This is a genomic window from Nocardioides aquaticus (assembly GCF_018459925.1).
Lineage (GTDB): Bacteria > Actinomycetota > Actinomycetes > Propionibacteriales > Nocardioidaceae > Nocardioides > Nocardioides aquaticus.
On record NZ_CP075371.1, the window covers coordinates 1,099,866 to 1,121,145 of the forward strand.

General features: G+C 73.8%; 19 protein-coding genes and 1 pseudogene. 10 read left to right on the top strand and 10 right to left on the bottom strand.

Annotated elements, in window-relative coordinates; all coding sequences use genetic code 11:
• Window positions 1-21 precede the first annotated feature (21 nt).
• Genes ENKNEFLB_RS05410 through ENKNEFLB_RS05420 form a run of 3 tightly spaced genes read right to left on the bottom strand, consistent with a single transcriptional unit; the run spans window position 22 to window position 2,674 of the window.
• Window positions 22-1,092 (bottom strand): phosphotransferase family protein, encoded by a 1,071-nt coding sequence (locus ENKNEFLB_RS05410; protein ID WP_214058253.1) that lies wholly within the window; start codon window positions 1,090-1,092, stop codon window positions 22-24.
• On the bottom strand, window positions 1,089-1,913 hold the full coding sequence (locus ENKNEFLB_RS05415; RefSeq protein ID WP_214058254.1) for an SDR family NAD(P)-dependent oxidoreductase: 825 nt from the start codon (window positions 1,911-1,913) through the stop codon (window positions 1,089-1,091). Before ENKNEFLB_RS05415 ends, ENKNEFLB_RS05410 begins: the two co-directional genes overlap by 4 nt.
• A complete protein-coding gene (locus tag ENKNEFLB_RS05420) occupies window positions 1,913-2,674 on the bottom strand; it encodes an SDR family oxidoreductase (RefSeq protein WP_214058255.1) in 762 nt (253 codons plus the stop codon). Before ENKNEFLB_RS05420 ends, ENKNEFLB_RS05415 begins: the two co-directional genes overlap by 1 nt.
• 63 nt (window positions 2,675-2,737) lie before the next feature.
• On the opposite strand from ENKNEFLB_RS05420, the gene ENKNEFLB_RS05425 reads away from it, so the two are divergent.
• Together ENKNEFLB_RS05425 and ENKNEFLB_RS22850 are read left to right on the top strand one after the other, a co-directional pair.
• Window positions 2,738-3,355 carry a TetR/AcrR family transcriptional regulator gene (locus ENKNEFLB_RS05425; RefSeq protein WP_246535852.1) on the top strand — a complete coding sequence of 206 codons (618 nt, stop codon included), beginning with the start codon at window positions 2,738-2,740 and terminating at the stop codon, window positions 3,353-3,355.
• A gap of 58 nt (window positions 3,356-3,413) precedes the next feature.
• Complete coding sequence (locus ENKNEFLB_RS22850) at window positions 3,414-4,766, top strand: WS/DGAT domain-containing protein (RefSeq protein ID WP_214058257.1); 1,353 nt, start codon at window positions 3,414-3,416, stop codon at window positions 4,764-4,766.
• A 91-nt stretch (window positions 4,767-4,857) separates the two neighbouring features.
• Here ENKNEFLB_RS22850 and ENKNEFLB_RS05435 read toward each other — a convergent pair whose 3' ends face one another.
• The 3 genes from ENKNEFLB_RS05435 to ENKNEFLB_RS05445 all read right to left on the bottom strand — a co-directional run bounded on the left by ENKNEFLB_RS05435 (window position 4,858) and on the right by ENKNEFLB_RS05445 (window position 8,617).
• Window positions 4,858-6,000: an acyl-CoA dehydrogenase family protein gene (locus ENKNEFLB_RS05435; protein WP_214058258.1), complete on the bottom strand. Its 1,143-nt coding sequence runs from the start codon at window positions 5,998-6,000 to the stop codon at window positions 4,858-4,860.
• 16 nt (window positions 6,001-6,016) lie between these two features.
• Complete coding sequence (locus ENKNEFLB_RS05440; RefSeq protein WP_214058259.1) at window positions 6,017-7,171, bottom strand: acyl-CoA dehydrogenase family protein; 1,155 nt, start codon at window positions 7,169-7,171, stop codon at window positions 6,017-6,019.
• A 147-nt stretch (window positions 7,172-7,318) separates the two neighbouring features.
• Window positions 7,319-8,617 (bottom strand): Nramp family divalent metal transporter, encoded by a 1,299-nt coding sequence (locus ENKNEFLB_RS05445; protein ID WP_214058260.1) that lies wholly within the window; start codon window positions 8,615-8,617, stop codon window positions 7,319-7,321.
• A 124-nt stretch (window positions 8,618-8,741) separates the two neighbouring features.
• On the opposite strand from ENKNEFLB_RS05445, the gene ENKNEFLB_RS05450 reads away from it, so the two are divergent.
• The gene (locus tag ENKNEFLB_RS05450) at window positions 8,742-10,460 is read left to right on the top strand and encodes an ABC-F family ATP-binding cassette domain-containing protein (protein ID WP_214058261.1); all 1,719 of its coding nucleotides are present in this window, start codon (window positions 8,742-8,744) and stop codon (window positions 10,458-10,460) included.
• A gap of 34 nt (window positions 10,461-10,494) precedes the next feature.
• Here ENKNEFLB_RS05450 and ENKNEFLB_RS05455 read toward each other — a convergent pair whose 3' ends face one another.
• Window positions 10,495-11,835 (bottom strand): S1C family serine protease, encoded by a 1,341-nt coding sequence (locus ENKNEFLB_RS05455; RefSeq protein WP_214058262.1) that lies wholly within the window; start codon window positions 11,833-11,835, stop codon window positions 10,495-10,497.
• A gap of 134 nt (window positions 11,836-11,969) precedes the next feature.
• Between ENKNEFLB_RS05455 and ENKNEFLB_RS05460 the strand changes: the two genes are divergently transcribed.
• From ENKNEFLB_RS05460 to ENKNEFLB_RS05470, 3 genes are all read left to right on the top strand, one after another.
• Complete coding sequence (locus ENKNEFLB_RS05460; RefSeq protein ID WP_214058263.1) at window positions 11,970-12,932, top strand: YihY/virulence factor BrkB family protein; 963 nt, start codon at window positions 11,970-11,972, stop codon at window positions 12,930-12,932.
• A gap of 120 nt (window positions 12,933-13,052) precedes the next feature.
• Window positions 13,053-14,633 (top strand): long-chain-fatty-acid--CoA ligase, encoded by a 1,581-nt coding sequence (locus tag ENKNEFLB_RS05465; RefSeq protein WP_214058264.1) that lies wholly within the window; start codon window positions 13,053-13,055, stop codon window positions 14,631-14,633.
• Between the two features lie 60 nt (window positions 14,634-14,693).
• Window positions 14,694-15,629: an NAD-dependent epimerase/dehydratase family protein gene (locus tag ENKNEFLB_RS05470; protein WP_214058265.1), complete on the top strand. Its 936-nt coding sequence runs from the start codon at window positions 14,694-14,696 to the stop codon at window positions 15,627-15,629.
• A 55-nt stretch (window positions 15,630-15,684) separates the two neighbouring features.
• Here ENKNEFLB_RS05470 and ENKNEFLB_RS05475 read toward each other — a convergent pair whose 3' ends face one another.
• From ENKNEFLB_RS05475 to ENKNEFLB_RS05485, 3 genes are read right to left on the bottom strand one after another with little or no spacing between them, the layout of a single operon-like run.
• On the bottom strand, window positions 15,685-16,314 hold the full coding sequence (locus tag ENKNEFLB_RS05475) for an HAD-IA family hydrolase (RefSeq protein WP_214058266.1): 630 nt from the start codon (window positions 16,312-16,314) through the stop codon (window positions 15,685-15,687).
• A complete protein-coding gene (locus ENKNEFLB_RS05480) occupies window positions 16,311-16,868 on the bottom strand; it encodes an NYN domain-containing protein (protein ID WP_214058267.1) in 558 nt (185 codons plus the stop codon). The genes ENKNEFLB_RS05475 and ENKNEFLB_RS05480 overlap by 4 nt, the downstream gene beginning before the upstream one ends.
• Window positions 16,869-16,870: 2 nt before the next feature.
• The gene (locus ENKNEFLB_RS05485) at window positions 16,871-18,160 is read right to left on the bottom strand and encodes a citrate synthase (RefSeq protein WP_214058268.1); all 1,290 of its coding nucleotides are present in this window, start codon (window positions 18,158-18,160) and stop codon (window positions 16,871-16,873) included.
• Window positions 18,161-18,407: 247 nt separating this feature from the next.
• Between ENKNEFLB_RS05485 and rplM the strand changes: the two genes are divergently transcribed.
• The 4 genes and pseudogenes from rplM to ENKNEFLB_RS05505 all read left to right on the top strand — a co-directional run bounded on the left by rplM (window position 18,408) and on the right by ENKNEFLB_RS05505 (window position 21,248).
• Window positions 18,408-18,851, top strand: a complete 444-nt coding sequence (gene rplM / locus ENKNEFLB_RS05490; protein WP_214058269.1) for a 50S ribosomal protein L13 — start codon at window positions 18,408-18,410, stop codon at window positions 18,849-18,851.
• Between the two features lie 67 nt (window positions 18,852-18,918).
• Window positions 18,919-19,416 (top strand): 30S ribosomal protein S9, encoded by a 498-nt coding sequence (gene rpsI / locus ENKNEFLB_RS05495; protein ID WP_214058270.1) that lies wholly within the window; start codon window positions 18,919-18,921, stop codon window positions 19,414-19,416.
• Window positions 19,417-19,436: 20 nt separating this feature from the next.
• Window positions 19,437-20,779, top strand: a pseudogene (glmM, locus tag ENKNEFLB_RS05500) (phosphoglucosamine mutase).
• Between the two features lie 37 nt (window positions 20,780-20,816).
• Window positions 20,817-21,248, top strand: a complete 432-nt coding sequence (locus ENKNEFLB_RS05505; RefSeq protein WP_214058271.1) for an organic hydroperoxide resistance protein — start codon at window positions 20,817-20,819, stop codon at window positions 21,246-21,248.
• The last annotated feature ends 32 nt before the right edge of the window (window positions 21,249-21,280 follow it).

The following is a 21,280-nucleotide window of genomic DNA, read 5'->3' on the forward strand; positions in this document are numbered from 1 at the left end:
GGTGAGGTGGGTGCGGGCGGGTCAGGCCAGCGAGCGGGTGGCGTCGAGGCCGGCCGCGAGCAGGGTCGGGACGGCCTCGCCGACCCCGTCGAAGCCGGCGCCGACCGTCTGGCCCTGCTGGTGGCGGAAGTGGATCCCCTCGAGGATCGCGGCGAGCTTGAAGTAGGCCAGGCCGAGGTGGAAGTCGAGGGTGTCCAGCGCGAGGCCGCCGCCGGCGGCGTACCGCTCCAGGATCGCGTCCGGCCCGGGGTAGCCCGGCGCGCGGGAGGCGTCGGCCACCGCGGCGCCGCCGGTGATGGAGGAGAGCCGGTCGTAGACCAGCAGCAGGGCGACGTCGGTCAGGGGGTCGCCGAGGGTGGCCATCTCCCAGTCGACGACGGCCAGCACCTCCTGGCCCACGCGGTCGGGGTCGGCCAGCAGGTTGTCGAGGCGGTAGTCGCCGTGCACGATCCCGGCGCGGACGGCCTCGGCGTCGCCGGCGGGGACGTTCTCGCGCAGCCGCGTCACGAGGGTGTCGGCGTCGGGCAGCTCGCGGCTCGAGGAGCCCTCGAGCTGACGCGCCCAGCGGCGCACCTGGCGCTCGAGGAACCCCTGCGGGCGGCCGAGCTCCTCGAGGCCGACGGCAGCCGGGTCGACCTGGTGCAGCGCGGCGAGCACGTCGACCATCGCGCCGGCCAGGCGCCCGGTGGCCTCGGGGCCGATCTGCGCCAGCTGGTCCGCCGTGCGGTACGGGGTGCCCCGCACCAGCTCCATGACGTAGAACTCCGCGCCGAGCACGTCGGTGTCGCGGCACATCGCGTAGGTCTGCGGGACCGGGACGGCGGTGCCGGCCAGGGCGCTCATCACGGTGTGCTCGCGCCCCATGTCGTGCGCGGTGGCCTGGACGTGGCCGAGCGGCGGGCGGCGCACGACGCGGGTGGTCGTGCCGTCGGTGACCTCGTAGGTCAGGTTGGACTTGCCGCCGGCCAGGAAGCGTCCGCGCAGGTCGGGGTCGAGGTCGCCGGGGCGCTCGCCGTCGTACCAGCGGTGGAAGGCCGCGAGGTCGAGCCCGCGGAGGTCGGTGGTGAGCTGGTCGGTCGTGTCGTCGGTCATCGTTCTCCCAGGGCGCGGGCCTGCAGGCGGCGCATGCCCGCCAGCCAGCGGTCGGTGTCGGTGGCGCGGGCGAGGTAGTAGTCGGCCACCTGCGGGTGGGGCAGGACCAGGAAGCGGTCGTCGGCCAGGGAGTCGACCCAGGCCTGCGCGACGTCGTCGGGCTGGAGCGCGGCGTCGCGCGACAGCAGGGCCTGCAGCGGCCCGGACTCCTCGAGCATCCGGGTGGCCACGCCCTGCGGGCAGATCGCCTGGACGGCCACGCCGCGGTCGCCGTAGGTGATCGAGAGCCACTCGGCGAAGGCGACGGCCGCGTGCTTGGTCACCGAGTAGGGCGCGCTGCCGATCATCGAGAGCAGCCCGGCGGCGGAGGCGGTGACCACCAGCCGACCGCCGGCCCCGTCGCCGGTGCCCTCGACCCAGCGGGGCACCAGGGCACGGGCGGTGCGGACGTGGGCCATCACGTTGACGTCGTGGACCTGCGCCCAGACCTCCTCGCTGGTGTCCAGGCTGGTCCCGGAGCCGGCGGCGGCACCGAGCGCGCCGTCGATGCCGGCGTTGGCGAACCAGACGTCGACCCGGCCGAGCTCGGCCGTGGCCGCCTCGACCAGCGCGTCGACGCCGTCGGCGGAGGCGCAGTCGCCGGGCAGCGCGGTGGCGCCCAGCGCCTCGGCGGTCTCGCGGCAGGCGTCGGCGTCGAGGTCGTTGACCACGACACGGGCGCCCTCGCGCACGGCCCGGGCGGCCAGGGCGCGCCCGATCCCGCGGCCGGCGCCGGTGACGACGACGCCGCGGCCCTCCAGGACCTCGGGTGCGGTGGCCATCAGACGCCGCCGGTCTGGCTGACGCCGCCGTCGAGGGTCAGGCACTGGCCGGTCACCCAGGAGGCCTCCTCGGAGAGCAGGAACGCCACGGCGCTGGCCACGTCGGTGGTCTCGCCGAGCCGCTTCAGCGGGTACGCCGCCGAGACCTGCTCCTCGCGGCCCTCGTAGAGCGCCTCGGCGAACCGGGTCTTCACGACCGCGGGCGCGACCGCGTTGACCCGGATGCCCGGCCCGAGCTCGACGGCGAGGTCGCGGGTCAGGTGGATGAGCAGCGCCTTCGTCGCGCCGTACCAGGAGATGCCCGGGGCCGGCTTGACGCCGGCCAGGGACGCGACGTTGACCACGGCCCCGCCGTGCTCGCCCATCCACGCCCGGTGGCACTCCTGGACCCAGGCCAGCGCGGCGACGCCGTTGACGTCGACGGTCTTGCGGGCGGCGTCGAGGTCGAGGTCCATCAGCGGGCCGTAGGTCGGGTTGATGCCGGTGTTGTTGACCAGCAGGTCGACGCTGCCGAACGCCTCGAGGGTCGCGGCCACGGCCTCGCGGCGGTGGTCGGCGTCGCCGGCGTTGCCGGCCACGGCGATCGCGCGTCCCGCGCCGTGCTCGGCGGTGATCTCCGCGACCGCGACGTCCAGCGCCTCGGGCTTGCGGGCGGTCAGCGTCACGCGGGAGCCCTCGGCGACCAGGCGCTGCGCGATGGCCAGCCCGATCCCGCGGCTGGCCCCGGTCACGATCGCTGCGGTGCCGTCCAGGCCCTGCATGGGCGCCTCCAGGTGGTGGTGGGTCGTTGCCGAATGACTAAGCGCTTGCTTACTCTGGATCGCGTGACCGCGTCCCGTCAACCCGCCCCGGTGACCTCGTCGCGCGCCGCGGACGCGCGGGCGCGGCTGCTCGACGCCGCCGTGACGGCGTTCGCCGAGCGCGGCTTCCACGGCACCACCACGCGCGACATCGCCGCGGCCGCCGGCATGTCGCCGGCGGCGCTCTACGTGCACCACCGCTCCAAGGAGGAGCTGCTGTACGAGATCTCGCGCGCCGGCCACCAGCGCACCCTGGACCTGGTGACCCGGGCCGCCGAGGGCACCGACGACCACCGCGAGCGGCTCGGCCGCGTGGCCGCCGACTTCGTGCGCCACCACGCCCGCGCCCACACGACCGCGCGCATCCTCAACTACGAGCTGGAGGCGCTCGGGCCCGAGCACCGCGCCGAGGTCGAGGGCCTGCGCCGGGCGATCAGCGCCCGGGTCGTCGCGGTGATCGAGGACGGGGCGCGGGCGGGCGTCTTCGCGCCCGGCGACCCGCGGATGACCGCCGCCGCCCTGCTCTCGCTGGGCATCGACCTGGCCCGGTGGTTCGACGACGCCCGCGGCTGGGACCCCGACGCGCTCGCCGCCCACTACCGCGAGCTCGCGCTGCGGATGGTCGGGTCGGCCCCGGGCTGAGCGTCCGTGCGCCGACGCTCACCGGGGGAGGGTGTTCCCGGACCTGGGATGCTGTGGTGTGGCCGCCTTCCCGCTCAACCCCGTCGACTCGATCTGGTGGCGCACCGACCGCCCCGAGAACCTCATGGTGATCGAGTGCCTGGTCCGGCTCGAGGGCGACCTCGACCGTGAGCGCCTGGCCCGGGTCCTGCAGGAGCGGGTGGTGGACCGGTTCCCGGTGTTCCGCCGCCGCCCGGCCCGCTCGCGCGTCCCCGGGGGCCTGCCGCGCTGGACCGCGATCGACGACTTCCGCCTCGACGACCACCTCGTCGAGGTCCGGCTGCCCGCGGGCGCCGGCGACGAGGAGGTGCAGGAGCACGTCGGCCGCCACCTCGGGCAGCCGCTCGACCCGGGCCGCTCGCCGTGGGAGGTGCAGGTCCTCGAGGGGCACCCGGACGGCACGATCCTCTACGCCCGCCTGCACCACGTGCTGGCCGACGGGATCGCGCTGACCCGCGTCCTGCTCTCGCTGACCGACGCCGGCCCCGACGCCCCCGTGGACCCCGGCGCCGCCGCGACCGCGGTGGCCGCCGCCCCCCGCCCCCGGCAGTCCGCGCCCGGGCGGTCGGCGAGGGCCCGCGCCGTCGCCTCGGCCACCGTCCGCACCCCGGCCGTGCTGGCCAAGCTGCTGCTGAGCCGCACCCCGCCGACCCGGCTCACCGGGCAGGTCACCCCGGGCAAGGCCGTGGTGTGGTGCGCGCCGGTGCCGCTGGACCGGGTCAAGGACCTCGCGCGGAGCACCGGCGCGACCGTCAACGACGTGCTGGCCGCGGCGCTCGCCGGGGCCCTGCACGACTACCAGGCCCAGCACCACGGGGTGCCCAGGGACGTCACCACGATGATCCCGGTCAACCTCCGCCCGCTGGACAAGCCGCTGCCCCGACGCCTGGGCAACCGGTTCGCCCTGGTGCTGCTGCGGCTGCCGTCGGCGACCCCGGAGGCCGGCGTGCGGCTGCAGGAGGTGCAGCGGCGGATGGGGGCGATCAAGAAGTCGCCGGAGCCGGTGCTGACCTTCGCCCTGCTCCACCTGATCGGGCTCCTGGGCGAGACCGTGGGACGGGGGCTGGTCCGGTTCTTCGCGGCCAAGGCCGTCGGCGTGACCACCAACGTGCCCGGCCCTCCGGAGCACCGCTACCTCGCGGGCACCCGGATCGGCGGGCTGCTGGGGTGGGTCCCGGGGTCGGGCGAGCAGGCCGTGGGCACCTGCATCTTCACGTACGCAGGATCCGTCCACGTCGGCTTCAAGACCGACACCGCGGTCGTGCCCGACCCGCGGCGGCTGCTCGGCTGCTTCGAGGCCGAGCTGGCGGCGATGCTCGCGCCGGCCGCCTCGACGGCGCCCAGCGACGCGACGGCCGCCGTCCTCGTCTGACCCGGCGCGCGGCTGTAACGCTGTGTTACTTCCACTGGTGCGGCGTCGTGACGCCGCACCAGATCGAGTAACACAGCGTTACAGGGGGCGGTCAGCGCAGGGGGTCGACGCCCTCGTGGTCACCGATCCGGCTCACGAGCCCGCCCAGGTGGTGCGTGCCGTCGCCGAGCAGGTGGTCCAGCGCGGTGAGCCGGGCGACGTGGTTGCCCACGGCGTACTCGGCGGTGACGCCGATCCCGCCGTGCAGCTGGATGGCCTCCTGGCCGACGTGGCGCGCGGCCCGCGAGACCTGCAGGGCGGTACGCCGGGCGGCGTCGGAGGCCGCCTCCGCGTCCCCGCTCATCAGCACCATCGTCGCCCACTGCACCATCGAGCTGGCCAGCTCGAGCGAGACGTACATGTCCGCGGCGCGGAAGGTGAGCGCCTGGAAGGTGTTCAGCGTGACGCCGAACTGCTTGCGGCTCTTGAGGTAGTCGGTGGTGAGCCGCAGCGCGGTCTCCATCGAGCCCAGCGCCTCGTTGGCGGCGGTGATGCGGCCGACGTCGAGGATGGTGGCCACCGTGGCCTCGCGGTCGGCGACCTCGCCCAGCGGCGTGGCGGCGGTGCCGGAGAAGGTGACCTTGGCCGCGCGGCCGCCGTCGTAGGTGCGGTAGGAGTCCCGCCGCAGGTCGGCGGCGTCGCCGTCGACCAGGAACAGGCCGGTGCCGCCGTCGGGCAGCGCCGCGGTCACCACGAGGGTGTCCGCGCGGGCACCCTGCACGACCGGCTCCTTGACGCCCTCGAGCGTCCAGGTCCCGCCCTGCTCGGCGGCCGTGACCGCCGAGGCGGTCGAGACCCAGCCGCGGCCGGGCTCGTCGTGGGCCAGGGCCAGCACGCGCTCGCCCTCGGCGACCGCGCCGAGGATCTCCTCGCGCTGCTCGGCCGACCCGGCCGCGGAGACCAGGCCCCCGGCCAGGACCACGCAGGTCAGGAACGGCTCGGGCGCGATCACGCGACCCATCTCCTGGGCCACGATGCCGATCTCGACCGGGCCGGCGCCGACGCCGCCGTCGGCCTCGGCGAAGGGCAGCCCGAGGATGCCCATCTCGGCCATCCGGGCCCACTGCTTCTCGTCGAAGCCCGGCTCGTCGTTGACGGTCTGGCGGCGGTGCTCGTGGTCGGAGTAGGTCTTGCCGACCAGGCCGCGCACCGCGTCGCGCAGGGCGACCTGCTCGTCGTCGTAGGTGAAGTCCATGTCTGTCCCGTCCCCCTCAGAGCCCGAGGATCGTCTTGCTGATGATCTGACGCTGGACCTCGTTGGAGCCGCCGTAGATGGAGGCCTTGCGCAGGTTCAGGTAGGTCGGCGTCGCCCGGCGGGCGAAGCCGGGCAGCGCGGACCCGTCGTCCGCGCCGGAGGCCAGGGAGGCCGGGCCGGCGAGGTCGACCGCGAGCTCGCTGACGGCCTGCTGCAGCTCGGTGCCCTTGAGCTTCAGCACCGAGCTGGCCGGGTGCGGCTCACCGCCCTCGGAGTGGGCGACCACGCGCAGCGCGGTCAGCTCCAGGGCGAGCAGCTCGTTCTCCAGCTCCGCGACCCGGGCCGCGAGCAGCGGGTCGGCGGCGACGCGCTCGGCGTACCGGTCCTTGGCCAGGGCCAGGTTGCGCTTCGTCGCGGCCACCGGGGCCACGCCGACGCGCTCGTTGCCGAGCAGGAACTTCGCGATCGTCCAGCCGCCGTCGACCTCGCCGACGAGGTTGGCGCCGGGGACGCGGACGTCGGAGAACCAGACCTCGTTGACCTCGTGGCCGCCGTCGATCAGCTCGATCGGGCGGACCTCGAGGCCCGGCGAGGTCATGTCGATGAGCAGCATCGAGATGCCGGCCTGCTTCTTCACGTCCGGGTTGGTGCGCACGAGGGTGAAGATCCAGTCGCCGTACTGGCCGAGCGTGGTCCAGGTCTTCTGGCCGTTGACGATCCAGTCGTCGCCGTCCCGGACCGCGGTGGTGCGCAGGCTGGCCAGGTCGGAGCCGGCGTCGGGCTCGGAGAAGCCCTGGCTCCACCAGACGTCGAGGTTGGCGGTGGGCGCCATGAAGCGCTCCTTGAGCTCCTCGCTGCCGAACTGCGCGAGCACCGGGCCGATCATCGAGGTGTTGAACGCCAGCGGCGCCGGCACGAACGCGCGCTGCATCTCCTCGTTCCACAGGTGGCGGCGCAGGTCGGACCAGCCGCGGCCGCCGTACTGCTCGGGCCAGTGGGGCACGGCGAGGCCGGCGGCGTTGAGCGCCTGCTGGCTCGCGACGATCTGCTCCTTGGAGAGCTCCTGCCCGTCCTTGACCGCGTCGCGGATCTCCTCGGGCACCTTGGTGGTGAAGAAGTCGCGCATCTCCTCGCGGAACGCGCGGTCCTCCTCGGACAGCTCGAGCTGCATCGCTCGCCTCCTGATGGCGTCGGTGTGCGGCCGCTGCGGCCGCGGGTCGGGCGGCACCGCCCGACGTACGAGTCCATCATGACGCGCGGACCTACGCGTCGGTAACCCCGCCCAGTCCTCCTCGGGCGCAGCGCCCTCCCGGCCGGGTCAGAGCACCCCGCTGACGGCGTCGTAGACCTGGGTCGCGGCCAGCCAGGCGAAGACGACGGTGCACACCACCAGCGCGACGTTGGAGGGCGGCTTGTTGCGCCACTCGCGCGGCACCCGGTCGGTGTTCAGCAGCCACAGCAGCGTCACCGACAGGAACGGCATGAAGAACGCCCCCAGCACGCCGTAGGCCAGGATCAGGTAGACCGGCTCGCCGAGGAACAGCATCGGCACCGGCGGCAGCGTCAGCCACAGGACGTACGCGGTGTACCAGCGCCCGCCGAGGCGGTAGCGCGGCTCGTCGGGGTCGCCGCCCGAGACGTGGCCGACGAAGTCGGCGAACATCAGGCTGACGCCGTTCCAGACCCCGACCAGCGACGACATCGCCGCGGCCCAGAAGCCGACCAGGAACACCGTGCCGGCCGCGCTGCCGTACCGGTCGGCCAGCACGTCGGACAGGTCGAGCAGGCCCTGGTCGCCGGAGCTGACCGCGATCCCGGCGGAGTAGAGCAGCTCGGCGCCGACGATCAGGGTGGAGACCACGAAGACGCCGGTGATCGCGTACGCCATGGCGTTGTCGATGCGCATGACCCGCATGTGGCGCGGGCTGTCCCAGCCCTTCTCGCGCAGCCAGTAGCCGTAGGCGGCCAGGGTGATGGTGCCGCCCACGCCCCCGGCCACCCCCAGGACGTAGACCAGGCCGCCGTCGGGCACCACCGGCACGAGCCCGCCGGCCATGTCGGGCAGGTTCGGCACCGTCAGCGCGGCGGCGCCGACCATCGAGACGAACATCAGCAGCACCAGGACGCTGCAGACCTTCTCGAAGACCGAGTAGCGCCCGAGCAGGACCAGGCCGGCGCCGAGCAGGCCCGACACCACGCCCCACCAGGCCACCGAGAGCCCGCCGAGCAGGGAGTAGAGCGCCAGGCCGGTGCCGGCCATCGCCGCGGCGCCGTAGACGAAGCCCCACACCACGATGTAGGGCCCGAAGTACCAGTGGGTCCAGCGGCCCAGGCTGGACCACCCCTCGTAGATGGTGCTGCGGGTGGCCAGCGACCAGCGGCCGGCGCCCTCGACGAGCACCACCTTGAGCACGCAGCCGAGGACCGCGGTCCAGAGCAGGGCGTAGCCGTACCGGCTGCCGGCCAGCAGCGTGGCCACGAGGTCGGCGCCGCCGACCCCGGTCGCGGCGACGACCAGCCCGGGCCCGACGAGGTGCCAGCGCGGCGCGGCGCGGTCGTCGGCGGTGGTGGAGCCGGAGGAGCCGGACGAGGTGGGGTCGGACGGTGAGGACGGCACGGGGCCTCCCGAGGGCCTGGGGCGTGTCTGTCGGTCGTAGCCGCGCACCCTACCGAAGGCCGCGCGCGGCGCCGGGGCGGAAACCGGCCTGCGCCGGAGGTCGGTGGCAGGGGAGGATGGGGTCGTGGGACATGTCGAGGTCAGTGGAGTGCGCTACGAGCTGCCCGACGGGAGGGTGCTGCTCGACGACGTCTCGTTCCGGGTCGGCGACGGGGCGAAGGTGGCCCTGGTCGGCGCCAACGGGGCCGGGAAGACGACGCTGCTGCGGATCGTCACCGGCGAGCTCGAGGCGCACGGCGGGGCCGTGACCCGGACCGGCGGTCTCGGCGTGATGCGGCAGATGGTGGCGGCCGGGCTGGGTCGTCCGGGCACGCCCGACGGGGAGCCGACCGTGGCCGACCTGCTGCTGTCGGTGGCCCCGCCGCGGGTGCGCGTGGCCGCGGCGGCCGTCGACGCCTGCGAGCTGGCCCTGATGGAGACCGACGACGAGCCCACGCAGCTGCGCTACGCCGCGGCGCTGGGCGACTACGCCGACGCCGGTGGCTACGACGTGGAGGTCACCTGGGACGTCTGCACCGTGCGCGCCCTGGGGGTGCCCTACGACCGGGTGCGCCACCGCGAGCTGCGGACGCTGTCGGGCGGCGAGCAGAAGCGGCTGGTGCTGGAGTACCTCCTGGCCGGGCCCGACGAGGTCCTGCTGCTCGACGAGCCCGACAACTTCCTCGACGTGCCCGGCAAGACCTGGCTCGAGGGGCGCATCCGCGACTCGGCCAAGACGATCCTGTTCGTCAGCCACGACCGGGAGCTGCTGGCCAACACCGCCACCCGGGTGGTCACCGTCGAGCTGGGGGCCGCGGGCAACACCGTGTGGACCCACCCCGGTGGCTTCGGGTCGTACCACGACGCGCGGCGCGACCGGTTCGCCCGCTTCGAGGAGCTGCGCCGGCGCTGGGACGAGGAGCACGCCAAGCTGGTCGCGCTGGTCCTGCGCTACCGGGTGAAGTCGGAGTTCAACGACGGCCTGGCCGCGCAGTACAAGGCCGCGCAGACCCGGCTGCGCAAGTTCGAGGAGGCCGGCCCGCCGACCGAGCAGCCGCGCGAGCAGCAGGTCACCATGCGGCTGACCGGCGGGCGTACGGGCAAGCGGGCGGTCGTCTGCGAGCAGCTCGGGCTGACCGGGCTGATGAAGCCCTTCGACCTCGAGGTCTGGTACGGCGAGCGGGTCGCCGTGCTGGGCTCGAACGGCTCCGGCAAGTCCCACTTCCTGCGGCTGCTCGCGGCCGGGGGGAGCGACCCCGACGTGGAGCACCGCCCGGTCGAGGAGAAGCCGGTCGAGCCGGTCCCGCACACCGGTCGCGCGCGGCTCGGCGCGCGGGTGCGCCCCGGCTGGTTCGTGCAGACCCACGAGCACCCCGAGCTGCGGGGGCGGACGCTGCTGGAGGTGCTGCACCGCGGCGAGCGCGGGCCCGACGGCGGCGGACGGGCCGGGATGGGTCGCGAGCAGGCCGCCCGCGTGCTCGACCGCTACGAGCTCGCCCACGCGGGGGAGCAGCGCTTCGAGCAGCTCTCGGGCGGCCAGCAGGCCCGGTTCCAGATCCTGCTGCTCGAGCTGTCCGGCGCGACGCTCCTGCTGCTCGACGAGCCGACCGACAACCTCGACGTCCAGTCGGCCGAGGCGCTGGAGACCGGCCTGCGGGCCTTCGAGGGCACGGTGCTGGCCGTCACCCACGACCGCTGGTTCGCCCGCGGCTTCGACCGGTTCCTGGTCTACGGCTCGGACGGCGAGGTGTACGAGCCCGACGGTCCGGTGTGGGACGAGGCGCGGGTGGTCCGGGCGCGCTGACCCGCCCGCGCCCGGCCCGCGGAGGAGCCTGGGATCAGCCCGCGGACGTCTCGCCGTCGGAGCCGAGGGTCAGCATGGTGGTCTCCTCGTCGCCGCCGCGGACGTAGGTCACCTCGACCTCGTCGCCGGGGCGGTAGCTGCGCACGGTGGTGATCAGCGAGTCAGGGTCGGAGATCCGGATGTCGTCGATGCCGATGACGACGTCCTGCGCCTCGAGGCCGGCCTCCTGGGCCGCCGAGCCGTCCGTGACGTCGGCGACCTGGGCGCCCGCGGCGACGGGGGCACCACCGTCGGTCGTGGACTGCACCGGCTGCACCGAGATCCCGAGGAGCGCGTGCGTGGGCTCCTCACCGGCGACGATCTGGTCGACGATCGGCCGCACGTCGTCGATCGGGATGGCGAAGCCGAGGCCGATCGAGCCGGAGGACTCCCCGGTCACCGAGCTGCCGCTGGTGCGGATCGAGGAGTTGATGCCGACCACGCGGCCCTGCGAGTCGACCAGCGGGCCACCGGAGTTGCCGGGGTTGATCGCGGCGTCGGTCTGCACCGCCGGGTAGGCGGTGACGTTGCCCTGGTCGTCCCGCCCGACGTCGACCGGTCGACCCAGGGCGCTGACGATGCCCGAGGTGACGGTGGCGTCCAGGCCGTACGGCGAGCCGATCGCCACCACGTCCTCCCCGACGTTCAGGTCGGCCGAGCTCCCGATCGTCGCCGGGGTCAGCCCGGAGACGCCCTCGGCCTGCACGACCGCGATGTCGGTGATCGGGTCGGTCCCGACGATCTCGGCCGGGGCCGTGCTGCCGTCGCTGAAGGAGATCGTGATCGACCCGCCGCCCTCGGCGACCTCGGCCACGTGGTTGTTGGTCAGGATCCGGCCGTCCGAGGAGATGATGACGCCCGAGCCGGAGCCCGCGCCCTCCTGGCCGGCGACGTCGAGCTTGACCACCGAGGGCAGCACGGCCTCGGCCACCTGCTCGACGTCGGTCTGGGTGCCGTCGTCCTCCCCGGTGTCGACGACCGGGGAGGTCGTCACCGCGCCGCTGCCACCGCCGTTGCTCAGGGTGCCGTCCTCGTCGAACCAGGCCGAGTACGCCGCCGCGCCGCCGAGGCCCGCGCCGCCGCCGACCACGAGCGCGGCGGTGAGGACGCCGGCCGCGAACCGCTTGCGCCCGCGGGAGCGGGGCGCCGGGGCCGGCGCGCCGAACGGTGAGCCGTAGGGGTCCCCGTACGGCGGCTGGCCGCCGGTGCCGGCCGGGGGCGTCGCACCGAGCTCGGTGGTCGGCTCGTGGTCGCCGGCCCAGGACGGGCTGTTCGAGGGGCCGCTCGACAGGTGGTCGGTGGAGGGGCGGTCGGGGGTGGGGGTCTGGTCGGACATGGCTCCACTCTCGGGCGTCGGCCTGTGAGCAGGCTGAGACACGCCTGACCGTCCGCCAAGAGTCGGCCCCGGTGCTGCTCGTACGGGTCCCGCGTCACCCTCCCGCCGGTCCGCCGGTGTGCCAGAGTTCCGCCGTGACCACCGCCCGCACCGTCCCGGTGACCACCGAGATGGGCGGCGACGAGCTCGACGCCGAGGACGCCTGGCACCTCGCCCGGCGCCACGGCGCGCGCCGGATCCTGGTCGACTCCTTCGTCCGGTTCCGCTACGGCGACGGCTTCACCAACAGCCGGGCCCTGGCCCTGCAGGCGTGCCTGGCCGTCGTGCCGTTCCTGCTGGCCGTGACCGGCCTGGCCGCGGACATCGACGACGAGAAGCCCGCCCGGGTGGTCGCGCTGACCGTCGCGGCCGTCTCGCCCGGTCAGGGGGAAGGGGACGCGCTGGCCCAGGCCACCACCACGCCGGAGTCCTCCGGCGAGGTCGCCCTGGTCCTGGGACTGCTGGTCGCGCTGGCGTCGATGACGACCGCGATGGCGCAGGTCGAGCGCGGCACGAACCGGATCTACGGCATCCGCCGCGACCGACCCGCGGTGGCGAAGTACGGCCGCGCCGCCGTCCTCACCGCGCTGCTCGCCGTGCCGACCGGCGTCGGCTTCCTGCTCCTCGTCGCCGGCGGCGCCTTCGCCCAGGCGATGACGGAGGTCTACGGCTGGGGCGACGGCCTGCGGCTGGGGTGGAACGTGCTGCGCTGGCCGGCGGGCCTCGCACTGCTGGTGCTGACCATCGCGGTGCTCCTCGACCACAGCCCGCGGCGCCGTCAGCCGGCCCTGTCGTGGCTGGCCCTGGGCGCCGGGGTGTCGGTGGTGCTGTGCATGGCGGCGACGGCCGCCCTCGGGATCTACGTCCAGGTCAGCGGCTCGTTCGGGAGCACGTACGGGCCCCTGGCCGGCATCGTGGCGCTGCTGCTGTGGAGCCTGATGGCCTCCGTCGCGTTCTTCTACGGCGCCGCCGTCTGCGCCCAGCTCGAGGCGATGCGGACCCGGGTCGCCGACCCCGCCGAGGACGACCCGGGCCGCCCCCACCGCCAGGTCGTCTGAGCCGCCCCGGCCGTCCCCGGCCGCCGGAATCGTCACCTCGACTGTCCGCGAGGGTCATCTCGGCTGTCCGCGAGCGTCATCTCGGCTTGTGGGGTCGTGTGCGCCCGGTCACAATCGACCATGGACGCACCCCACCCGACCTTCACCGACGACCGGCTCGCCCACTGGGCCGCCACCACCCCCGACGCCGAGGCGATGACGTACCTCGGGCGCACCTGGACCTGGGCGGAGTGGGACGACCGGGTGCGCCGCGCCGCCGGCGCCCTGCGCGCGCTCGGGGTCGGGCGGGGCGACGTGGTGGCCTTCCTGGACAAGAACCACCCGGCCGGCGTCGAGCTGTCGTTGGCGGCCGGGTCGCTGGGGGCGGCGACCGCGATCGTGAACTGGCGCCTGGCCGGTGACGAGGTCGACTACACCCTCAACGACTGCCGGGCCAGGGTGCTCGTCGTCGGCTCCGAGCTGCTGCCGGTGGTCGACACCGTCCGCGACCGGCTGCTCCACGTCGAGCACGTGGTCGAGGTGACGCCCGACGGCGCCGACGGCGACGCCTGGGAGGAGCTGCTCGCCGCCGCCGATCCGGTCGGCCGCGGCCCGGAGGTGGAGCCGGGCGACGTGTGCCTGGTGATGTACTCCTCGGGCACGACGGGACGACCCAAGGGGGTCATGCTGACCCACGCCAACATGGTGGCGCACACGCTGGCCGCGCACGACGGCTGGGAGTTCCGGCCGGGCCAGAAGTCGATGGTGGCGATGCCGCTGTTCCACGTCGGCGGCTCCTCGTACGTCCTGTTCGGCATCCACGACGGCATCCCCAGCGTGATGACCCGCGAGCCCGACGCCGCCTCGCTCGGCGGGGCGATCCTGGCCGGGGCGACCGCGACCTTCCTGGTGCCGGCCGTGCTGGCCCAGGTGCTGCAGTCCGGGCCCGAGGCCGTCGCGCTGTTCGGCCGGCTGACGACCTACACCTACGGGGCGGCGCCGATGCCGCTCCCGCTGCTGCGCGAGGCGATGACGGTGTGGCCGGACACCGACTTCATCCAGGTCTACGGCCTCACCGAGGTCGCGGGAGTGGCCACCCACCTGATGCCGGAGGCCCACCGCGAGGCGATGGCCTCGGAGCGGTACGACCTGCTCGTCTCCGCGGGTCGGCCGCTGCCGGGGGTGGAGGTGCGGGTCGTCTCGCCCGACACGCTCACCGACGTCGGGGTCGGGGAGTCCGGCGAGCTCTGGCTGCGCACGCCGCAGCTGATGAAGGGCTTCCTGGGTCGTCCGGAGGAGACCGCCGCCGCGATCACCGAGGACGGCTGGTTCCGCACCGGCGACCTCGGCAGGGTCGACGCCGAGGGCTACGTCTTCGTCGAGGACCGCCTCAAGGACATGATCATCACCGGCGGCGAGAACGTCTACAGCCCCGAGGTCGAGCGGGTGCTCGCCGAGCACCCCGCCGTCGCGGAGGTCGCCGTGATCGGCGTTCCGCACGACCGCTGGGGCGAGACGGTCAAGGCCGTGGTGTCGCTGCGGCCCGGCGCGAGCGCGACCCCCGAGGAGCTCATCGCGTACTGCCGGGTCTCGCTGGCGACCTTCAAGTCGCCCACCTCGGTCGACGTGGTCGAGGCGCTCCCGCGCAACCCGACCGGCAAGATCCTCAAGCGCGACCTGCGCAAGCCGTACTGGGAGAGCCGGGACCGCGCCGTGGTCTGAGACGCCACCGGGGAGGTCGGGCACCCCGGTGGGGGGCCGGGGCGCTGGCAGGCTGGGTCCATGAGCGACTCCACCAGCACCGCCTCGGTCACCGCCCCCACCGCCCCGATCGTCGTCGTCACCGGCGCGAACGGCCTGGTCGGGAGGCGGACCTGCGCCGCGCTCCTCGAGCGGGGCGCGACCGTGCGTGCCGTGGTCCGCCGCGCGGGGACGGCGCCCGAGGGCACCGAGGAGCACGTCGGCGACTTCGGTGACGCCGACCTCGCCGACGAGGTGGTGCTGGGCGCAGACGTCGTGGTCACCACGGTGCACCCGATGGGCAGCGACCTCGACACGCAGCGCCGGGTCGCCGTCGAGGGCACGGCGGTGCTGGCCCGCGCGGCCGCGGACGCCGGCGTCGCGCGCCTGGTCCACGTCTCGACCGCGGCGGTCTACGACCGTGCGCCCGGCCGGGGTGACGTCGACGAGTCCTCGACCCTGGTGGGGGAGGACGGCGGCGACTACCCGGTCACCAAGCGCGAGACCGACGAGGCGCTGGAGGCGGTGACCGGCCTGACCCGCGTCCTGCTCCGGCCGCCGGCGATCCTCGGCGACGGTGAGAGCTCGGTGTGGAACACGCTGCGCCCCGCCGCGGTCCGCGACGACGAGGCCGCCCGACGGGTCGACCCCCGCAAGAGCTTCGCCTGGGTCCACGTCGACGACCTGGCCGCGCTGGCCGCCGACGTGGCCACGTCGCGGGTGCCGGAGTCCGACGACGTGACCCGGGGTCCGGTGGCGGGGGAGTGCACGGTCGTGAACGTGGCCGCCGGCCCGGCCACCTGGCGCGACTACCTCGGGGCCGTCACCTCGGCGCTGGGTGTCGAGCCGGAGTGGGTCGAGGAGGACGAGTGGACCGGTCGGGTGCTCGCCGACCGCGCCCACGGCTGGGGCTGGACCCCGCAGGTCACCCTCGACGCGGCGCTCGCCGAGGTCCGCTCCGGCCTCAGCAGGGCCTGAGCACCACAGCAGCGGATCACTGCCACCTGGTGGCAGTGATCCGCTGCTGTCCGGGTCAGTCCGGGTCAGCGCCGAGCAGGCCGCGTGCGCGGAGGTCCTCGCGCAGCCGGGCCGCGCCGGTGAAGACCACGCCGTCGAGCCCGGCCTCGACCCCGGCCGCCACGTTGTCGGCGCGGTCGTCGACGAAGACGAGCCGGTCGAGCGGCGTCCCCACCCGCTCGCGCAGGACGGCGTAGATCCGAGGGTCGGGCTTCGCGACCCCCTCGGTCCCGGAGACCACGACGTCCTCGAGCAGCGAGAGCACCTCGAAGCGGGCGGGTGCGTGCGGCCACAGCTCGTGGCTCCAGTTGGTCAGCCCCCACAGCCGTACGCCACCGCGGTGCAGCTCGCGGACCACGTCACCGGTCCCGGGCACCTCGCCGCGGAGCGAGGCGCCGAAGTGCTCGCGGTAGGCCCGTACGTGCGGCAGCCAGCGGGGGTGGTCGCGGGCCACGTCGGCCAGCACGTCGTCCCAGTCGCGACCGGCGTCGGCCTGGTGGTTGACGGCCCTGAAGTCGATCTCGGTGCTGGCCAGGAACGCCGCCGCCTCCCGCGCGCCGACACCGGCGGCGACGGCGTGGAAGGGGTCCCAGTCGACGACGACGTTGCCGAGGTCGAGCACGACGCCCGAGGGCGCCGGGGTCACAGGAACAGGCGCGGGTCGAAGTCGTCGATCGGGATGACGCGCATCCGCGGCAGCCGGGTGGTGAAGGCGGCCACGTCGTCCTCGAGGTCGAAGACCTCCAGGCCCCGCGGGACCAGCGAGGAGAACTGGTGGTTGCGGAACTCGGTGAAGCCGATCAGGCCGACCCGACGGGCGGAGCCGTCGAGCAGGGCCCCGACGTGCTCGAAGAAGTCGCCGTCGTTGCTGACCAGGACGACGTCGGCCTCGCGGTGCGCGATCTCCTCGAGGGTGCGCAGGATCGCGATGTCGACGACCTTCTGCCCGGGCGCGCCCTGCAGCGGGATCGGCCGGTAGTGCAGCGCGGTCAGCGCCTGGACGAAGGACATCGGCAGCTCGCCGTTGACGGCGAGGTAGAACAGCCCGTTCGGCTCGCACTCCCACTCGGTGGCGACGAAGTCGAGCAGGCGCTCCCAGCGCGGACGTTCGCCCGGCTGGGGGCGCCTGCCCAGGATCGAGTTGCCGAGGGTGGCGTCGATGTTCTCCCCGTCGACGAGGACGTACGTCGGGGAGGTCATCCTCAGGCCCAGCGCTCCGAGGCCGGCACGAAGTCGAGCGTCCGCGCACCGGTGTAGATCTGCTTCGGGCGGGCGATCTTCTGCTCCTTGTCCTGCACCAGCTCGAGCCACTGCGCGAGCCAGCCGGGCGTGCGCCCGATCGCGAACAGCACCGTGAACATCTCGGGCGGGAACTGGAAGGCCTCGTAGATGAGCCCGGAGTAGAAGTCGACGTTCGGGTAGAGCTTGCGCTTGACGAAGTACTCGTCCTCGAGGGCGATCTTCTCCAGCTCGAGGGCGATCTCGAGCAGCGGGTTGACCCCGGTGACCTCGAAGACGTCGTCGGCGGCCTTCTTGATGATCCGGGCGCGGGGGTCGTAGTTCTTGTAGACCCGGTGCCCGAAGCCCATCAGCTTCTCGTTGCCGTTCTTCACGCCCTCGATGAAGGAGGGGATGTTCTCCTTCGAGCCGATCCGGCGCAGCATCCGCAGCACGGCCTCGTTCGCGCCGCCGTGCAGCGGGCCGTAGAGCGCGCCGACGCCGGAGGCGACCGCGGAGTACGGGTCGACCTGCGTCGAGCCGACGCTGCGCACCGCGTTGGTGGAGGCGTTCTGCTCGTGGTCGGCGTGCAGGATGAACAGCACGTCGAGCGCCCGGACCAGGCGGGGGTCGGGCTCGAAGGTCTTCTCGCTCATCTTGAACAGCATCGAGAGGAAGTTCGCGGTGTAGGACAGCTCGTTGTCGGGGTAGACGAAGGGCTTGCCCTGCGCGTGACGGAAGGACCAGGCGCCCAGCGTGGGCATCTTCGCGATCATCCGCACGATCTGCATGTGGCGGTTCTCTGCGTCGTGGATGTCGCGGGCGTCGGGGTAGAAGGTCGACAGCGCGCCCACGGAGGCCATCAGCATGCCCATCGGGTGGGCGTCGTAGCGGAACCCCTCCATGAACGTCTTGATGTTCTCGTGGACGAACGTGTGGTAAGTGATCTCGTGCTCCCAGGCGTCGAACTCCGCCTTGGTGGGCAGCGCGCCGTGGTTGAGCAGGTAGGCCACCTCGAGGAAGTTCGAGCCCTCGGCGAGCTGCTCGATCGGGTAGCCCCGGTACTCCAGGATCCCCTTGTCCCCGTCGATGAAGGTCACCGACGAGCGGCAGGAGGCGGTGTTGACGAAGCCGGGGTCGTAGACGGCGAGGCCGGGCTGGTCCTCGCCGGCCTTGATCTTCCCGAGGTCGGCGGCCTTGATGGTGCCGTCGGCGATCGGGACGTCGTACTCCTGCCCGGTGCGGTTGTCGCGTACGGTGAGAGAGTCAGTCACGCCCCACAACCTAGTCGGCGCGCCTCCAGCGGCGCCAACGGGTGGTTTGCGGGGCGAGACGGGCCGGGGCCCCGGACTCCCGGGGCGCGGGCCGTTTTGACCTGTGCGCAGGCCCCGCCGTAACATCGACGGTCGCGGCCAGCCGCGCAACGACTGCAGGTGCGCCACCGCACCGATCCGGCCCCGGGCGGGCGTGATGCCCGCCGGACGCCCCGCTCCACCGACACCGACGAGAAGGCCTATCACCGTGCGTACGTACAGCCCGAAGCCCGCTGACATCCAGCGTGAGTGGCACGTCATCGACGCCGAGGACGTGGTCCTCGGTCGTCTCGCCGTCGAGACCGCCACCCTGCTGCGCGGCAAGCACAAGCCGATGTACGCCCCGCACATGGACGTCGGCGACTTCGTCGTCGTCATCAACGCGGAGAAGGTCTCGGTCAGCGGCGACAAGGCCACCAAGAAGATGGTCTACCGCCACTCCGGCTACCCGGGCGGCCTGTCCGCGACGCCGATCGGCGAGCTGCTCGCCAAGGACGCCCGCAAGGCCATCGAGAACGCCGTCTGGGGCATGCTGCCCAAGAACAAGCTCGGCCGCGCGATGCTCGGCAAGCTGAAGGTCTACTCGGGTCCGACCCACCCGCACGAGGCGCAGCAGGCGAAGCCCTTCGAGATCCGCCAGGTCACCCAGTGACCCTGCTCTCCTGAGCAGCAGCACCACCCACACGTACGCACCAAGATGAGCACCAGTGAGGAATGACGTGGCTGACACCACCGAGGTCGAGGAGACCTACCAGGCCGACGAGCAGGGCGTCGCCTACAGCTCCGAGACCGTGCCCAGCGCCGAGTCCGAGGACCGCCCGGCCACCATCGCCCCCGCCGCGGCCACCGGTCGCCGCAAGGAGGCCGTGGCGCGCGTGCGCATCGTCCCGGGCACCGGCCAGTGGCGCGTCAACGGCCGCAGCCTGGACTCGTACTTCCCGAACAAGCTGCACCAGCAGGTCGTCAACGAGCCGTTCGCGGCGACGCACCTCGAGGGTCGCTTCGACGTCGTCGCGCGCATCCACGGCGGCGGCATCACCGGCCAGGCCGGCGCGCTGCGCCTCGGCGTGGCCCGTGCGCTGAACGACGTCGACCTCGACGCCAACCGCGCCACGCTGAAGGCGGCCGGCCTGCTGACCCGCGACTCGCGCGCCATCGAGCGCAAGAAGGCCGGTCTGAAGAAGGCCCGCAAGGCGCCCCAGTTCAGCAAGCGCTGATCCGCGCCGGGGAGCCAGTCATGGGCCGACTCTTCGGCACCGACGGCGTCCGCGGCCTGGCCAACGGCACGCTGACCGCCGAGCTCGCCATGGAGCTCGGCGTCGCGGCCGCGCGCGTCCTCGTCGAGGACGGGTCGTACGCCGGGCCGCGCCCGCTGGCCGTCGTGGGCCGCGACACCCGCGTCTCGGGGCAGTTCCTCGAGCACGCCGTCGTCGCCGGCCTGGCCTCGGCCGGCATGGACGTGCTGCGGCTGCGCGTCCTGCCCACCCCCGGCGTGGCCCACCTGACCGGCACCCTCGGTGCCGACCTGGGCGTGGTCATCAGCGCCTCGCACAACCCGATGCCCGACAACGGCATCAAGCTGCTCGCCCGCGGCGGTCGCAAGCTCGACGACGCCGTGGAGCGCGAGATCGAGGCGCACCTCGGGCGACCGTGGGACCGCCCGACCGGCGCCGACGTCGGCCGCGTCACCCCGTACGGCCCGACCGTCGAGGACTACGCCGCCCACCTGGTCCGCACCGTGGAGCGCCCGCTGGCCGGCCTCAGGGTCGTCCTCGACTGCGCCCACGGCGCCGCCTCCGAGGTCGGCCCGCGCGCGCTGACCGACTCCGGGGCCACGGTGATCGCGATCGGCGACCAGCCGGACGGCACGAACATCAACGACGGCTACGGCTCCACCTACCTCGACCGGCTCTCGGCCGCGGTGCTCGAGCACGGTGCCGACGCCGGCTTCGCCGTCGACGGCGACGCGGACCGCTGCCTGGCCGTCGACCACACCGGCGCGGTCGTCGACGGGGACCAGATCATGGCGGTGCTGGCCCTCGGGATGCACGAGCAGGGCCTGCTCGTGCGCGACACGGTCGTGGCCACCGTGATGAGCAACCTCGGCTTCGTCCAGGCCCTCGAGCGGGCCGGTGTCACCGTCCTGCGGACCGCGGTCGGCGACCGGTACGTGCTCGAGGCGATGAACGCCGGCGGCTACAACCTCGGCGGCGAGCAGTCCGGGCACGTGATCCTCCGCGACCACGCCACCACCGGCGACGGCCTGCTGACCGCGCTGCAGGTGCTGGCCCGGATGGCCGCCACCGGACGTCCGCTGGCCGACCTGGCCGGCGTGATGACCCGCCTCCCGCAGGTGCTGCTCAACGTCGGGGGGTCGACCGGGCCCGTACCGACGACGAGGGGGTCCTGGCCGCCGTGGCGGCCGAGGAGGCCGGCCTGGCCGGCGAGGGCCGTGTGCTGCTGCGGCCCTCGGGCACCGAGCCCATCGTGCGGGTGATGGTCGAGGCGCCCGAGCAGGACCGGGCGAACGCCGTGGCGGAGCGCCTGGCGACGGTCGTGCGGGAGCGCCTGGCCCTGTAGCGGAATGGACCGCGCCCCGGACGGTGTTGGGCCAGTCATGACCAACACCCCGGAGAAGATCGTCTACACCGCCCGCGCCACCGTCACCGGTGGCCGCGCCGGCCACGCCCGCAGCGAGGACGGCGTGCTGGACCTGTCGCTGACCGCGCCCAAGGAGACCGGCGGGCCCGGCACCGGCACCAACCCCGAGCAGCTGTTCGCCGTCGGCTACGGCGCCTGCTTCCAGGGCGCCCTGGGCATGGTCGCCAAGAAGGAGGGGGTCGACGCCTCCGCCTCGACCGTGGAGATCGCCGTCGGCTTCGGCCCCGAGGGCGACTCGTTCGCCATCACCGCCGACATCACCGCCACCATCCCCGGTGTCGACGACGAGACCGCCCAGCGCCTCGTCGAGACCGCCCACCAGGTCTGCCCGTACTCCAAGGCCACCCGCGGCAACGTGCCCGTCACGGTGACCGGCAAGGGCGCCTGAGCCGGCGCTCCACCCCACGCCCGCAGGGGCCG